The sequence below is a fragment of the Pseudomonadota bacterium genome (assembly GCA_026388255.1).
Taxonomy (GTDB): Bacteria; Desulfobacterota; Syntrophorhabdia; order Syntrophorhabdales; family Syntrophorhabdaceae; genus JAPLKB01.
The window spans coordinates 37,045-52,280 of the sequence record JAPLKC010000102.1 but is presented as its reverse complement, the minus strand read 5'-3'; the positions used below and the strand labels follow the sequence as shown (position 1 = coordinate 52,280).

The window sequence follows — 15,236 nt, the reverse complement described above, 5'->3', positions numbered from 1 at the left end:
ATGCGAATTTTACACAAACTGATTAACAGGGTAATCTTAGCTGCAGCAATGTCGGCTTTAATCTCTGCCTGCGCCGTAGGCCCAGATTACGTGAGATCCACAGTCCTTGTGCCGGAATCTTATAAGGAGAATAAAGAGTGGAAGGTGGCAGAGCCAAGGGACGATTTGTTCCATGGCCCATGGTGGGAGATATTTAATGATCCCAAATTGAATTTCCTCGAAGAGCAGGTCAATATCTCAAACCAGAATATCGCTATGGCGGAAGCACAGTTCCGACAGGCAACCGCTCTGGTCCAGACTGCCACATCAAGTTTTTTTCCTACCATTACTGCAAACCCTGCTGTAACCCGTTCTTTAAAGTCTTCCAATATCGGCCAAGGTACTTCCGGTACAAACACCGTCTATACGGCTCCTCTTAATATATCTTCGTGGGAATTGGATGTCTGGGGCCGGATACGCCGTACTGTAGAGGCAGCCCGGGCCAATACCCGGGCGAGCGCGGCAGACCTTGAAGGGGTTCGGCTAAGCGTTCATGCTGCCCTTGCCCAGAACTACTTTCTGTTACGTGCGCTTGACAGGCAAAAGCAGCTTCTTGATGCGACGGTTCAAGCCTACCAGAGGTCTTTCGAATTAGCTACGAACCAATATAAGAGCGGTGTTGTGTCCCGGGCAGATGTACTCCAGGCGGAAACTCAACTCAAAACAATACAGGCCCAGGCAATCGATGTAGGCATTCAGCGTGCTCAGGCAGAACATGCCATTGCCCTGCTTGTGGGGAAACCTGCATCCGATTTTTCCATTCCTATTTCACCTCTCGATGCAACTCCTCCTCCCATACCGGTCGGAGTGCCGTCGGAACTGCTCGAACGCAGACCTGATATAGCAGGCACCGAGCGACGTGTTGCTGCTGCAAACGCACAGATTGGAGCTGCCAAAGCTGCATACTTCCCGACTGTCATGCTAACAGGATCAATAGGCTATCAAAGCACAGATACCTTTAACTGGTTTGCCTGGCCAAGTCGTTTCTGGTCTGTTGGACCTGCAATTGCTGAAGCCTTATTTGACGGAGGCTTAAGAGGAGCCCTGAATGATCAAGCTCGTGCTGTTTATGATGCGAATGTGGCCTCCTACCGCCAAACAGTACTTATCGGATTTCAGGAGGTAGAAGACAATCTGGCCGCCCTCCGTATCCTTGAACAGGAGGCGCTGGCACAAGATGAGGCAGTGAAGACGGCACGGAAATCTTTGGAGTTTTTCCTCAATCAGTATAAGCAGGGAACGGTGAGTTATCTTAATGTGATAACAGCACAAGTGGCGGCATTAAACAGCGAAAAAACGGCGGCCAGCATCTTGGGCCGACGGATGACCGCCAGTGTGCTTCTTATCAAAGCCCTCGGCGGGGGCTGGGAAAGGAAAAATCAAGGCGCAGTAGGAGATTGAAAAAGTTGAGAAGAAGCAAAAAAAAATGAAAGTAGATGCAATAATGGGTAATCAAAACAAGTTTTACATAACTGTCATTGTCGTTTCAACGGTAATGATCAGTTGCTTTCATTATGTGATATCTCAGGCTATTTAGCCCCTGTATAGTATATACATGGACCCAATATTTTTCTGGACAAAAATAAAAAAGTAGTTATAGTATTTATCAAGGTACCGGGGTGCCCGGAATTGATAAAACGCTGTTTTTGATATTTATTAATGTTGAATACTCGTTTTCTGATGTCCACCGTGTACAGCAAATGCATTGTAACAATTTGTTATAATTGCAGATAAAAATTGATTATATATTTCTGGAGAAAGAGGCCGCTGGTTCAAATCCAGTCATCCCAACCATTTTTACAGAGTCAGACCATCGGGGTGGAATCTGAAACCATTCTCGCTCCTGTCATCCTTTGATAAATTATTTCCGCGAGGTCTACCAAAATAATGATAAAAAAATGGGAACTTTTAGATTCAAGGACAGACAGAGACTATAAATTATTCAAGATAAAAGCTATCCAGGCAACATCTCCAAGGACCAACGGTACAGGAATATTTTACACAATCGAGACAAAGGACTGGGTAAATATTATTCCTGTCACGGAAAATAGGGAAGTTGTCATGATAAGACAATACAGGCATGGATCAAAAGAAATATCCCTTGAGATACCCGGCGGTCTTGTTGACGAAAAACACCCGGAAAAGGCAGCCTTGAGGGAGCTCCTTGAGGAAACCGGATATACGGGTGAGTATGTAGAATGCCTCGGGGCTGTTAATCCGAATCCGGCAATATTCAGCAATCTCTGTCACACATACCTTGTAGAGAAAGCAAGGAAGACTTCTTCTAAAAACCTTGACCCCGATGAAGACATTGAAGTAGTTCTGGTACCATTACCCGAGATTCCATCCCTGATCGACAGAGGCATTATTAACCATGCATTGGTAGTAGTTGCCTTCCATTATTACTTTTCAAAAAAAGGATGTTGTAATCTATGGACAAAATAAAAATCCCCGTTATTTCTATAGTGGGAAGGGCAAAAACAGGAAAAACAACATTTATTGAAAAACTTATACCTGTTCTTATGTATAAAGACATTAAGGTGGCTGTTATCAAGCATCATCTTCATGATTTTGAGTTTGATATACCGGGCAAGGATACATACAGGCATAAAAAGGCAGGCGCAAAAACCGTGATACTGTCCTCCCCCGGAAAAATAGCAATGGTTAAGGATACTGAAAAAGACCTTTCCATAGAAGAAATTATCTCCGGGTACATAGATGACATTGATCTTCTCATCACCGAAGGATATAAAAAAGAGGATATGCCCAAAATCGAGGTTTATCCGAAGAAAGAGGGGGCAGAGCCTGTCTGTATCGATGACAGAAATCTTGTTGCCATCATAACGGATATCCCTTTTACCACCCATGTCCCGGTTTTTCAAAGAGACGATATAGAAGGCGTTGCAGGGTTTATATTAACAAAGTTCAAACTGGCCCAAGGCGCTTAATATTCTGGGGTTTCCGGGTTTTTCATATAATATCAGCAATTATCCCGTAATACCAGAAAGTTGCAAAAATCAATAATTGTACTGTTCCATTTTTAACCGGATACCAGCTTACCCGCTCAATCTGATTTTAATATCCCTCATACTGAGAAATATGATATATTTTTGTAAATCATCTCTAAGGATAGACCATGATAAACAAAAGGGTTGTTACCAGGGCCATAATAGAGCGATATTCCGAAAAGCTTTTAGCCTGTCTTGAACTCAATGTTGCAGGCATAAGTGCCAATGCCGCTTTCGGCTCATACAGGACGTGGCCTATTTTTGGCGGGAGGCTTCTGTCCGGCAAGAAAGTGGCAGATATTATTGCCGATAAGATCAAATGAAAAAAATTCTCACCATAGCCGGTTATGACCCATCAACCGGGGCAGGTATTACAAAGGACCTCGATGTATTTTCTGCTCTCGGCATACATGGTGTATCCGTGCCCACGTGTATAGTGCTCCAGGGACCTCGGGGAGTGCAGGATGTATATCCCATACCATATTCACAGTTTTTTGAGATGATGGATATGGTAAAAAAAAGTTCGCCTGTTGACGGTATAAAGATCGGCGTTGTATGGAACGAGGCTTATGTAGAGAGGATTGCATATATTTTAAGCGGTCTTGACAACCCTGTCCTTGTTGTTGATCCTGTTATGGCATCAAAGAACGGGACACGGCTTTTAAGCGATGAGGGGCTGCAATGCCTGATAGAGCAAATATTCCCCGTGGCAGATGTTGTTACCCCGAATCTGCCGGAGGCGTCTTTTATCATCGGGAAAGAGGTAGAAACCCTTGAAGACATGGAGGCCTGTGCAAAAGACATATTTGATATGGGACCCGGGGCTGTTGTTGTAAAAGGAGGGCACCTGACAGGCGAACCCATTGACCTGTTCTTCGACGGCAAGGAATTTACCTCCTGGAAAAAACACAGGATTAACCAGGAAGTACACGGTACAGGCTGCGCATTCTCCTCTCTCATAACTGCCTTCCTTGTCCATGGCTATGATAAGAAAGAGGCCTTCCTTGCATCGGAAAAGGTCATGGAAGAGTTGCTGGAAGACAGCTACAGGATAGACATTGACGGATATTTCTATACATCTTCCGGTATAACAAACAGCAGATGCTCCGACAGATGGGGCGTACTTCAGGCCATGAAGGAAGCCGGTGAGATGCTGTGCAGACTTAATATGGCCGATTTGATACCGGCAGTGCAGATGAACATGGGTTATGCGATAAGGGATGCAAGAGGGATTGAAGATATAGCTGCCTTTCCCGGAAGGATAGGTATAAATAATGGGAAGATACTTATAAAGGGAGAACCTGCCTTTGGCGCGTCATCCCATGTGGCAAGGCTGATTCTCACCTTTCTGAAATATTACCCCCATATAAGGTCGTGCGTCAGCGTGAGATATGACAGGGCAATAATCGAAAAAGCCCACGAGTCTGCCATGAATGTGTTGTTTTTTGACAGAAAAAGCGAGCCTGAAAAGCTGAAAGAAGCAGAGGGGAAAAGCCTCGATTATTTGACTGAAGAGGTGTTAAAAAGGGCAGATCAGCCGCCGGATATAATTTATGACCTGGGTGATGTTGGAAAAGAACCTATTATAAGGCTTTTCGCAAAAGACCCTCTTGAGTTAATAAATAAAATGGAGATGATAAGACCATGAAGAATCAGAATAATCAATTGATTGCTGCACGCAAAGGAACGATCACGGAAATTATGGAGCGTGTTGCGGTGGATGAAGGCATTGATAAAGCACTTTTACGGGAATACATCGCCTCAGGTAAGGCAACAATCCTTGCCAATAACAAACATAAGAATTTCACACCTAAGGGGGTTGGGAAAGGCCTGAGCGTAAAAGTAAATGCCAATATCGGGACATCAACGGAAAAGATAGATATCAAAGTGGAGCTGGAAAAACTGAGGATGGCAAAAGAGGCCGGTGCAGATGCGGTGATGGATCTAAGTACAGGTGGCAACCTAGACGAGATCAGAAAGACAATCATAGAAGAGGCCGGTATCCCCCTTGGCACGGTCCCCATATATCAGGCAGCGGTGGAAACGGTAAAGAAGAGGAAAGCTATCACCAATATGGAGCCTGACGACCTCTTTGACGTCATAGAGCGGCATGGGGCTGATGGCGTGGATTTTGTTACAGTTCACTGCGGAGTCACTCAAGGCTCAATAGAACGTCTTAGAAAACAGGGCAGGATAACGGATATCGTAAGCAGAGGGGGTGCTTTTCTTACGGAATGGATGATAGTGAACAAGAAGGAAAACCCCTTGTATGAGCAGTTTGACCGGCTTATTAAGATTGCAAAAAAATATGATATGACTTTGAGCCTTGGCGACGGTTTAAGACCGGGATGTATTGCCGATGCAACCGACAGGGGACAGATAGAGGAGCTTATCATCCTCGGCGAACTCTGTGCAGAGGCAATAAAGAACGGGGTGCAGGTGATGATCGAAGGCCCCGGGCATGTGCCGATAAACCAGATAGAAATGAATATCCTGCTACAGAAAAGGATATGTAATGACGCGCCTTTTTATGTGCTCGGGCCCGTGGTAACTGATATTGCGCCGGGTTATGACCACATTACTTCAGCTATCGGCGGAGCCCTTGCGGGGTACTATGGGGCCGATTTTCTCTGCTATGTCACGCCTTCGGAACACCTTGGCCTCCCAACGCCGGAAGATGTAAGAGAGGGTGTTATAGTAACTAAGATCGCAGCCCATGCAGCAGACCTGGCAAGGGGTAATCAAAAGGCCTTGGAGCGCGACAAGGCAATGTCCGGATACAGGAAGGCCCTTGACTGGGAAGGGCAGATCCGGTGCGCCATTGACCCGGATAAGATAAAGAATTTCAGGAAAGAGAGAAATCTCCGCGATGATGTTTGCAGCATGTGCGGCGAATTCTGCTCGATGAAAATAATGAAGGATTATTTAAAAAAATAATGTAGCGCGTGGATGTATTTTTGGTTTTTCTGTATACCAAACGTTCTACGATTAATATCAATATATGAAAAAACCTTCTCCATGGCAAATCCAGGTCTATACGGTATCCGCCCTCACCTCACAGATACGGCAATCCATTAACAGCCAATTCAGGGATGTGCTGGTACAAGGGGAGATTTCTAATTTCAAACTCTATCCTTCGGGACACCTTTATTTTACGCTGAAGGATGATAATGCAATGATCAAGGCTGTAGTTTTCAATTTTTGGGACAAGTATTCTGAAAACATGATAGAAGACGGCTCGGCCGTCATCTGCAAAGGCAGGGTGGATGTATATGAAAAAAGAGGCGAGTACCGACTGCTTGTGGACGCCATAGAGGTGCAGGGCCAGGGACTTCTGCAATTGAAATTCCAGAAGCTTAAAGAAAAGTTGCTGAAAGAAGGGCTTTTTGATGCCGAGCGGAAAAAACAGTTGCCATTATTGCCAAAGTTAATCGGCATTGTGACCTCGCCGGCAGGTGCGGCCATAAGGGATATGCTAAAGGTTATATATGGAAAATATGAAAATATGTCCGTATTAATATATCCTGTTAAGGTTCAGGGCGATGACGCATGTTATGAAATTGCTGAAGGAATCAACTATTTCAACAGGACAAAAGAGGCAGATGTTATCATTGTAGGCCGGGGAGGAGGCTCTCTGGAAGATTTGGCTCCCTTCAATGAGGAGGTCGTGGCAAGGGCCATATTCTCATCGGAAATACCTGTTGTGTCTGCTGTTGGACATGAAGTAGATTTTACCATAGCCGATTTTGCTGCAGATGTAAGAGCGCCCACACCGACTGCTGCTGCCGATATTGTTGTGAGGAACAAGGCAGAATTTCTCGATGCAATCCTTGATATGGAGAAAAAGCTGAAAAAGGGAATCAGTAACAGGCTCGAAAGGTCAAGATTCCTTCTTTATCAGGGGTCTATGGAGTTAAAAGAGAGGAAAAGACTGTTTACAGATTACCGGATGTATCTGGATGAGTTGCTAAATAACATGATACACGGTTTTTCTTTATATTTCAGGGGTAAAAAGGGGCAAGTCGACACGCTTACCCAGAGGATATCAGACCTGAATCCCGACAATATTTTAAGGAGGGGCTACAGTATCACAATAAAGAAGGATACTAAAGAGGTTGTTGTCCGCGCAGATCAGATTGTCAGGGGCGAGGAACTGCTTGTAAAACTACACAAAGGTGAGGCCGATTGTACTGTCATGGATAAACGCCTGTAACACAGGAATCTGGTTTATGGGAAAACTATATATAGACAAACGATATTTTGCAAAGAGCAAGACAAAATGGGTAAGCTTTGAAACCGATCCAAGGCTTAAAAGGACAAAGAACGATATATATGGAAAATGTGTTCCCTGCATAACAAATCTTTACGAACAACTTTCAGCAGGAAAGACGGCAATTAAACTTGGCAGCGCCTTTCGTTGCTGGAAAATAGTTGTGTTGCTGAACGACATTGATGAATGTACCGGTTTTTTATATGAATTTGAGAAAGATATGCCTGAAGACATGTATATAAAGGGACGGTTCGGGTCCGGTGACGCGAGCAAAAACACACAGGTCATCGTTTTTAACACGGAAAACGAAAAGGAAAAAGACCTTTTATATAATAAACTTAAAGCATGTGCAGCACAGATGAATCCCCAGCCGCAAGTCTTATATCACAAGGCATGCGCAGATCTCTATCACGAACTCCTGGGCGATTGGAGGCAATGGAGCGAAACCGAGACGATAAAAAACCCCGACATGATCAAATCCATCGTGGAAAGAATACGAAAAGTACTGTACTGGGAAAAAAATGTTGTATCCACAGACCCGGAGAAGCTTACGTAGAGACGCAAAATTTTGCGTCTCTACAATCATAGCCTCCTGCACCCGCGGGTACCCCCACTCCGGGGAAGGCTTAATGACGGCATTTTTAGAGATCTGCAGAGGTTTAAACCTGAATTGTACTGATCTTATGAAGATATTCACGGACATCATGAAAACCACGTGCTACATTCCACTTCAAAGTACACGAAATGAAAAAGATATAATTTCTGACCTGTTACAATGCCGGTATATGACTGATATTGTTATAAAATAATATTGACAATTAATTTTAAACCGGGGTACAGTATCCCAATATGAAGAAGTTATTGATAAATAAAGACATAACAATACGAAGAAAGGTATACAGCCACATCCGTGAGATGATTTTAAGCGGTATAATGGCCCCCAATGAACGGTTAATAGAAGCAAAGATTGCCGAGGAGATCGGAACATCAAGGACCCCTGTAAGGGAAGCGCTTCATAGCCTTGAACTTGAGAGACTTATTACATCAATACCGAGTGTGGGTTACATGGTTAAGCCTATAAGCGAGGAGGATGTATCACAGATATGCGAGATCCGTGCTTTATTGGAAGGTCTGGCTGCCCGCTGGGCAATACAAAAGGCGCATAAAAAGCTTACAAAAGAGTTGTCAAAAAATATAGCAGCCGCTGAAATTGAGGTTGAAAAGGGAAATGTAAAGGCCTTTGTTGAGTTGGATGGCCAGTTTCATGAAATTATTTCGAAACATAGCGGCAGCGAACGTTTGCTTGAGTTAACACAGACTCTAAGACGGCATATGCTGAGATACAGGGCGCAGAGCATATTTCTAAAAGACGTTGTCTTGCGTGCCATAGACGGTCACAAAGGGATACTTGAGGCGATTGAAGCAGGCGATATTCAAAAGGTAAATGAGGCAATAACTTACCACCTTGAACAGTCAAAAAAAGATACGCTCCGCTATGCATTCGAGAAAAGCAATGCGGATGGAACCAGCGCTATGTCTTCAGAAAAGGGGCAGGCAGACAATGGTTGAAATCAAATTTTACGGCCGGGGAGGACAGGGAGCGGTAATCGCATCCCAGATACTGGCAAAGGTTTTCTTCAGCATGGGGAAATACCCGCAGTGCTTTTCCCTCTTTGGCGGTGAGAGACGGGGCGCTCCTGTTGCGAGTTTCTTGAGGGTTGATGATAAAAAAATCCTCCTTAAGTGTGAAATTATAAGGCCTGACGAGGTTATTTTTATGGCCCCGGACCTGGTTGACGAAAAGGAGATTGATGCAATATTAAAACCCGGCGGGCTCATCCTCATCAACGATGCCCTTACTACAAATGGATTTAAAGCCTTACGGAAGTTCCGTCTTGCACTTGTGGATGCCCTTTCGATTTCTGAAGACCTGGGTATGGGGGCTATGATCAATACAGCAATGCTCGGGGCATACGCTAAGGCAAGTGGCGCCATACCCATGGAATATCTGGAAAAAGCGATCAAGGAAACTGTTCCTGCCAAGATTGAAGAGAATGTTGCTGCCGCCCGGAGGGCATATGAAGTAACCCGACTTTTTTACGGAGGCGCAATAGATGGATAACCATGCAATAACCATAAAGGATATAGAGGCTGTCTCAATTTTTTCAAGAGGATCAACGGAAATATTCAAGACCGGACAGTGGAGCTCAAAAAAACCTTTTTATGTTGAGAAAATATCCCCATGCAGGGAGGTCTGTCCCGCAGGCAACGATATTTCCGGTTTTCTATCCCTGGTTGCAGAGAAAGATTTTGATCATGCATTGGAACTGCTTCTTCAGGAGAACCCCCTTCCCGGTGTGTGCGGCAGGGTGTGTTACCATCCGTGTCAGGTTAAATGCAACAGAGGCCAGTACGATGAGGCCGTGGAAATAAGGAGTCTCGAACGCATGATAGCAGAATCCGGCAATGCTGCGCCGAAGATATTCAGCGCTGTTGCTCCGACCCCAAAAAACATTGCTGTTATCGGTTCCGGTCCGGCCGGTCTGTCCGCGGCATATTTTCTGGCACGTTTCGGTCACAGGGTAAAAATATTCGAGAAGTATGATGAGCCCGGCGGAGTCCTGAGATACGGGATTCCCGACTACCGGCTACCCAAGGATATACTGAAAAAAGAGATAAACAGGATAGGTTCTCTGGGAATAGACATAGAGACGGGTATAAATGTTGACCGGAAGATGTTGAATTACATTAAATCTGCATATGATTTTCTCTTCCTCTCTGTGGGGGCATGGATTCCGAGGAAAGCAGGTGCTCCGGGCGAGGATGCACAGGATGTGTTGCACGGACTTGATTTCCTCTCAGATAGCGCTAAAGGCAGCAGGTATAAGCACAAGAGGCATGTTGTGGTTATCGGCGGCGGCGATGTTGCCGTGGATGTTGCAAGAGTTGCCCTGCGTATATGCGCCCCCGGTGTTAAAGTTACCATGGTTGCCCCTGAAGCCCTCGATGATTTCCCTGCTATCCAGGAAAGCATCAAAGAAGCCCGTGAGGAAGGGATTAAAATAACAGGGGGCTATAAACCGGCAGAATTTATCGTACTTGACAAGGGTTTGGAGCATATCCGCTTAAGCAGGACAAAAGTACGGAAAGACCCGCAGACCGGTATTTACACAATGATACCCGCAAGGGGTAAAGACCTGGTTCTTGAGGCTGATCTTGCAATTGTGGCAATCGGGCAGATACCCGATGTTGGTCCCTTTACGTCAGAAATCCTCGATGGGGATTTCAATAAGGTTTATGTAAATGAATTTGGTATGACCCGAATCGGGGGCATTTACGCTGGCGGCGATTTAATCAGACAGAGACCTGCTGTTGTTGACGCCATTGCCTCCGGGAAAAAAGCGGCCCTTGCAATGCACCTCCATGCATCGGGCGGCAAGGCCGAAGAGGCCGTCCCATTGTTGCGGCTCGGGGCCGGGCCTTCGTTATCCTTTCAGCCATATACGCATTCCATGGGGCAGAACTCTGGAGATGAACAGTTCAAAGGGTGCAAATTGGAGCAAGCCGAATCTCAAATCCAGGGGATTAACCTTAAAAGTGTTGTACAATTTTCAGAAATTAATACACTTCTCTATAGAAAGACCCCGTCCCACCATGGAAACAGGACCCTTCCGAAATTGAGGATTCAGGGTTTTGAGGAAGTTAATAAAGGATTAGATGTATCGAATGCAGTTGAAGAAGCTAAAAGGTGCTTCTATTGCGGAAAATGTACCCGATGCGACCTCTGTTTTCTGCTATGTCCGGACATTTCCATAATAAAGGCAGAAAATGACGGGTACAGCGTGAAAGCCGATTACTGCAAGGGCTGCGGCATTTGCGCCTCCACATGCCCGAGACATGTGATAGAGATGGGAGGCGGCCAATGAAAGAGCTGTTAACAGGCAATTATGCGGTAGCAGAAGCAGTCCGTCTCGCACGGGTACAACTGGTAGCAGCCTATCCTATTACCCCCCAGACCCCTATTTATGAAAAGCTCTCTGAAATGGAAATGGAAGGAAAGCTCAAAGGCATAATGATGAGGATGGAGTCGGAACACTCGGCCATGGCAGCCGTGGTAGCGGCTTCCCTTACCGGTGTGCGCACGTTTACGGCCACAGCCTCGCAGGGCATTGCCCTCATGCATGAGATGCTCCACTTTGCTTCAGGGAACAGGGTTCCTGTGGTAATGTGCAACGTGAACCGTGTAATTGCCATCCCCTGGGCATTCGGGAGCGACCAGTCCGACAGCCTATCACAGAGAGACACCGGTTGGCTGCAGTTTTACTGTGAAGATGCCCAGGAAGCCTGCGATACCGTTATCCAGGCTTACAGGATTGCTGAGCAGATTCTCCTTCCCATCATGGTCTGCATAGACGGTTTTTTTACCTCCCACTTCCTGGAACCCATCGAGATACCCGACCAGGCTTCAATCGACGCATTCCTGCCGCCCTTTTCCCTGCCTTCGCGGTTCGACATACACAACCCCGCATTTATTGCAAATGTGATAAACGCGGACCATTACATGCAATACCGGCAGCGAACCTTCGAAGACATGGAGAAGGCAAAACCGGTGATAAAAGAGGTGAACAGGGAATATGAGGAAATCATCGGTAGAGGCTACAATATGATAGAGGCTGTCAATACGGATGATGCCGAGATTGTGCTTGTTACGAGCGGGGCCATGACGAGCACGGCCCGTATGGCCATACAGTCTCTCCGGGATAAGGGTTATAAAGCCGGGCTGCTTAAGATGAAAGCCTTCAGACCTTTTCCGACCGAAGAGGTACAGGAGGCATTAAAGAACGTTCCCAGGGTGGCAGTGCTGGACCGGAATATCTCCATCGGAAAAGAGGGAATATGGTGCCAGGAATTGAAGGCTGCCCTCTATCCCCTTGAGCGCCGCCCTCTCATAACCGGTTACATTGCCGGTATCTGCGGCGCAGATGTGTCGCCGGACATGATCGAAGGCATGGTTATTGACTCTCTCCAAAGAAAAGAGACCGGAGAATTGCCTGTCTGGGTACGGAGGGATTGAGCATGGTCATTGAGCAGACAGAAAAAGAATACATGCGGTCAGGGCATATGGGATGTCCGGGCTGCGGCGTGGCAAGCACCATGAGGCTTGTTTTAAAGGCACTTGGAGAGAAAACGATTGTTGTTATTATCCCCTCCTGTGCTGCCGTGATCAGCGGAGCCTACCCGAATAGCGTCATGGATGTGCCCAGTTTCCATTCGGCCTTTGAGATAGCAGCCCCTACTGCGGCAGGTATAGCAAATGCCCTGAAAATGCGGGGCGAAGAAGACACAACAGTGCTCGCATTTGCCGGTGACGGCGGAACCTTTGATATCGGGCTCCAGTCCTTATCAGGCGCTGCAGACCGGAATGACAACTTCATCTATGTCTGTCTCGACAACGAGGCATACATGAACACCGGCATCCAGTCAAGCTCTGCAACCCCTGAGAATGCCTGGACCATGACCACCCCGGCAGGACGGCAGGGAAAAAAGAAACAGTTTATGCAGATCATCGCAGCCCACAGAATACCCTACGCTGCAACTGCTGCTATGGGTTATCCCCTGGACCTTATGGAAAAGGTGAAAAAGGCAAAAGACATAAAGGGCACAAAGTTTATCCATACGCTGGCCCCGTGCCCCACAGGTTGGAGAATGCCCGAGGATCTTACCGCGAAATCAACGATGCTTGCCGTGGAGACAAAGCTATTTCCCTTATATGAGATCATTGACGGGACGCAGTACCGCATCACACATGAACCTCAAGGTCTGCCGGTGGAGGAATATCTCAAAATCCAGGGAAGATACCGCCAGTTAAACGAAGGGCAGATACAACAGATGCAGAAAGAGGTAGATGAAAGCTGGGAGAAGCTTATAACAAAAACAAAGGGGTGCATTTGAAAACACCTGTGAGTAAATATATATAATCTTAGGGGGTTTGTATTTGTGAGACGTTTCTGGACTGTTTTTGATAAAGCACTGGATATCATGGCAGCTCTGGCAGGTGTCATGCTTTTGTTTATATGCGCTGCTGTCTGCTATACCATAGGTATGCGTTTCCTCTTCAGACAGACGACTATATGGATTACGCAGACAACCGAATATGCCCTCTTGTGGATAGTATTTCTTGCAACGACCTGGCTATTACGAGAGGGAGGACACGTCATTACCGAAATCGTATACGTCCACCTCAATAAGAAAACTCAGCAGTATCTCGATTGCATCATGTTTATTATCGGCGGGCTTGCCTGTGCTGTAATGGTGTATTTCAGCGTTCTCTACATGTATGAATGTATAGCAAACGGGGTAACGGATGTGCGCGCAGTAACCGTTCCGAAATGGTCTGTGTTCTGTATCATCCCCATAGGCAGCATACTCCTTACTGTCCAGTTTTTCAGGATGGCCTGGAGCAGGTTTATCAATATCAGGGAAGGTAATTAACCCATGGAATGGTGGCAGATTATCTCATTACTTTTCGGCGGCATGGTCTTGCTGCTGCTTACCGGGATACCCATTGCCTTTGCCTTTCTCATTGTTAACATGGTTGCAGCCTATTTTTTCCTTGGGGGAATACCGGGTCTTGTCGGTGTGGTTACGGGAGTGTTCACATCTATCACAACTTTCACTTTACTTCCTGTACCCTTTTTCATCCTTATGGGTGAACTGATATTCCATACAAACCTCGGACTCGATGCAGTAAACGTGCTTGACAAGTGGCTAGGCAAACTCAGGGGAAGGCTCTCTATTCTGGCAATTATTATGGGAGTCATTATCGGAGCCCTTTCCGGCTCTACTATCGCTACATGCGCGCTACTTGGCACTATCCTGCTGCCTGACATGCTTAAGCGCGGCTACAGCAAGAACATGAGTCTTGGACCACTCATGGGGGTAGGCACCGTTGACGCCCTTATCCCTCCCAATGCGCTTACCGTGGTACTCGCAAGCCTTGCAAATATCGATGTGGGCCAGCTTCTTATTGCCGGCATCATACCGGGCATTATCATGTCCGGCCTTTACTTTGTCTTTGTCGTCATATGGTGTCATATCTTCCCGAATGAGGCACCAATGTATGATGTGCCCTATGTGCCCTTGAAAAAAAAGGTGATGGCTACTGTGCAGTACCTCCTGCCGCTGGGTCTTATCATCTTCATGGTCATAGGCTTCATATTCCTCGGCGTGGCAACTCCGACAGAAGCAGCCGCCACAGGGACATTGGGGTCATTTATCTTAGCCCTTGTCTACCGGCGTTTAACATGGGAAAACATGAAAAAATCGGTAATGGGCACCATGAAAATTACTGTTATGATATTCATGATTATTATCGTTTCCAGCACATACGGTGAAATATTGGCCTTTACCGGTGCTGCTGCAGGCATGACAAGTTTCATCACAAACCTTACCGTATCGCCGATTGTAATAATTATGGGTATGCTGATTGTGGTCCTTGTTATGGGCTGTTTCATGGAAACCGTTGCCATTATGATGATTACCATACCTATATATATGCCGGTCGTTAATGCCTTCGGATATAATACAATATGGTTCGGGGTGCTCATGCTTATCGCGCTGGAGACAGGTTTGATTACCCCTCCCTTCGGTGTTACACTCTTTGTGATGAAAGGCGTTGCCCCTCCTGAAGTGACAATGGCAGATATCTGGAGGGCAGTTACCCCTTATGTAATCATAGATATACTGTGTATTGCCATTGTGCTGGCAATACCAGTTATAGCAACTATTGTGCCGACTTTTATGGGAATGGCAAGGTAGGTTCGCACGGGTAAGCTCGTGGTACACGCTTCACGCGTGCTTTTATGTGTGTCTCGACAATTAAATAAAATATCTCGGCCGCAAGCGGACGGGATATGAAA

14 protein-coding genes and 1 pseudogene are annotated in these 15,236 nt (G+C 46.2%); all 15 read left to right on the top strand.

What is annotated here, in order from left to right; translation table 11 throughout:
- The 15 genes and pseudogenes from NT178_15795 to NT178_15725 all read left to right on the top strand — a co-directional run bounded on the left by NT178_15795 (position 1) and on the right by NT178_15725 (position 15,135).
- Positions 1-1,440 carry an efflux transporter outer membrane subunit gene (locus NT178_15795; GenBank protein ID MCX5813989.1) on the top strand — a complete coding sequence of 480 codons (1,440 nt, stop codon included), beginning with the start codon at positions 1-3 and terminating at the stop codon, positions 1,438-1,440.
- Between the two features lie 486 nt (positions 1,441-1,926).
- Positions 1,927-2,484: an NUDIX hydrolase gene (locus NT178_15790; GenBank protein ID MCX5813988.1), complete on the top strand. Its 558-nt coding sequence runs from the start codon at positions 1,927-1,929 to the stop codon at positions 2,482-2,484.
- A complete protein-coding gene (gene mobB, locus NT178_15785) occupies positions 2,472-2,987 on the top strand; it encodes a molybdopterin-guanine dinucleotide biosynthesis protein B (GenBank protein MCX5813987.1) in 516 nt (171 codons plus the stop codon). Before NT178_15790 ends, mobB begins: the two co-directional genes overlap by 13 nt.
- 260 nt (positions 2,988-3,247) lie before the next feature.
- Positions 3,248-3,370, top strand: a pseudogene (locus NT178_15780) (ribose 1,5-bisphosphate isomerase).
- Positions 3,367-4,695, top strand: coding sequence for a bifunctional hydroxymethylpyrimidine kinase/phosphomethylpyrimidine kinase (gene thiD / locus NT178_15775; GenBank protein MCX5813986.1), 1,329 nt, complete (start codon positions 3,367-3,369; stop codon positions 4,693-4,695). Before NT178_15780 ends, thiD begins: the two are co-directional and overlap by 4 nt.
- A complete protein-coding gene (thiC, locus tag NT178_15770; protein MCX5813985.1) occupies positions 4,692-5,984 on the top strand; it encodes a phosphomethylpyrimidine synthase ThiC in 1,293 nt (430 codons plus the stop codon). The genes thiD and thiC overlap by 4 nt, the downstream gene beginning before the upstream one ends.
- A 64-nt stretch (positions 5,985-6,048) precedes the next feature.
- Complete coding sequence (gene xseA / locus NT178_15765; protein ID MCX5813984.1) at positions 6,049-7,260, top strand: exodeoxyribonuclease VII large subunit; 1,212 nt, start codon at positions 6,049-6,051, stop codon at positions 7,258-7,260.
- 16 nt (positions 7,261-7,276) lie between these two features.
- Positions 7,277-7,873 (top strand): hypothetical protein, encoded by a 597-nt coding sequence (locus NT178_15760; GenBank protein MCX5813983.1) that lies wholly within the window; start codon positions 7,277-7,279, stop codon positions 7,871-7,873.
- A gap of 293 nt (positions 7,874-8,166) precedes the next feature.
- Complete coding sequence (locus tag NT178_15755; protein ID MCX5813982.1) at positions 8,167-8,886, top strand: GntR family transcriptional regulator; 720 nt, start codon at positions 8,167-8,169, stop codon at positions 8,884-8,886.
- Positions 8,879-9,439 carry a 2-oxoacid:acceptor oxidoreductase family protein gene (locus tag NT178_15750; GenBank protein ID MCX5813981.1) on the top strand — a complete coding sequence of 187 codons (561 nt, stop codon included), beginning with the start codon at positions 8,879-8,881 and terminating at the stop codon, positions 9,437-9,439. Before NT178_15755 ends, NT178_15750 begins: the two co-directional genes overlap by 8 nt.
- Positions 9,432-11,243 carry an FAD-dependent oxidoreductase gene (locus NT178_15745; GenBank protein MCX5813980.1) on the top strand — a complete coding sequence of 604 codons (1,812 nt, stop codon included), beginning with the start codon at positions 9,432-9,434 and terminating at the stop codon, positions 11,241-11,243. Before NT178_15750 ends, NT178_15745 begins: the two co-directional genes overlap by 8 nt.
- Positions 11,240-12,391: a pyruvate ferredoxin oxidoreductase gene (porA, locus tag NT178_15740; protein ID MCX5813979.1), complete on the top strand. Its 1,152-nt coding sequence runs from the start codon at positions 11,240-11,242 to the stop codon at positions 12,389-12,391. Before NT178_15745 ends, porA begins: the two co-directional genes overlap by 4 nt.
- A 2-nt stretch (positions 12,392-12,393) precedes the next feature.
- A complete protein-coding gene (locus tag NT178_15735; GenBank protein ID MCX5813978.1) occupies positions 12,394-13,269 on the top strand; it encodes a thiamine pyrophosphate-dependent enzyme in 876 nt (291 codons plus the stop codon).
- Between the two features lie 45 nt (positions 13,270-13,314).
- Positions 13,315-13,809, top strand: a complete 495-nt coding sequence (locus tag NT178_15730) for a TRAP transporter small permease (protein ID MCX5813977.1) — start codon at positions 13,315-13,317, stop codon at positions 13,807-13,809.
- Between the two features lie 3 nt (positions 13,810-13,812).
- A complete protein-coding gene (locus NT178_15725; protein ID MCX5813976.1) occupies positions 13,813-15,135 on the top strand; it encodes a TRAP transporter large permease subunit in 1,323 nt (440 codons plus the stop codon).
- Positions 15,136-15,236: the final 101 nt, after the last annotated feature.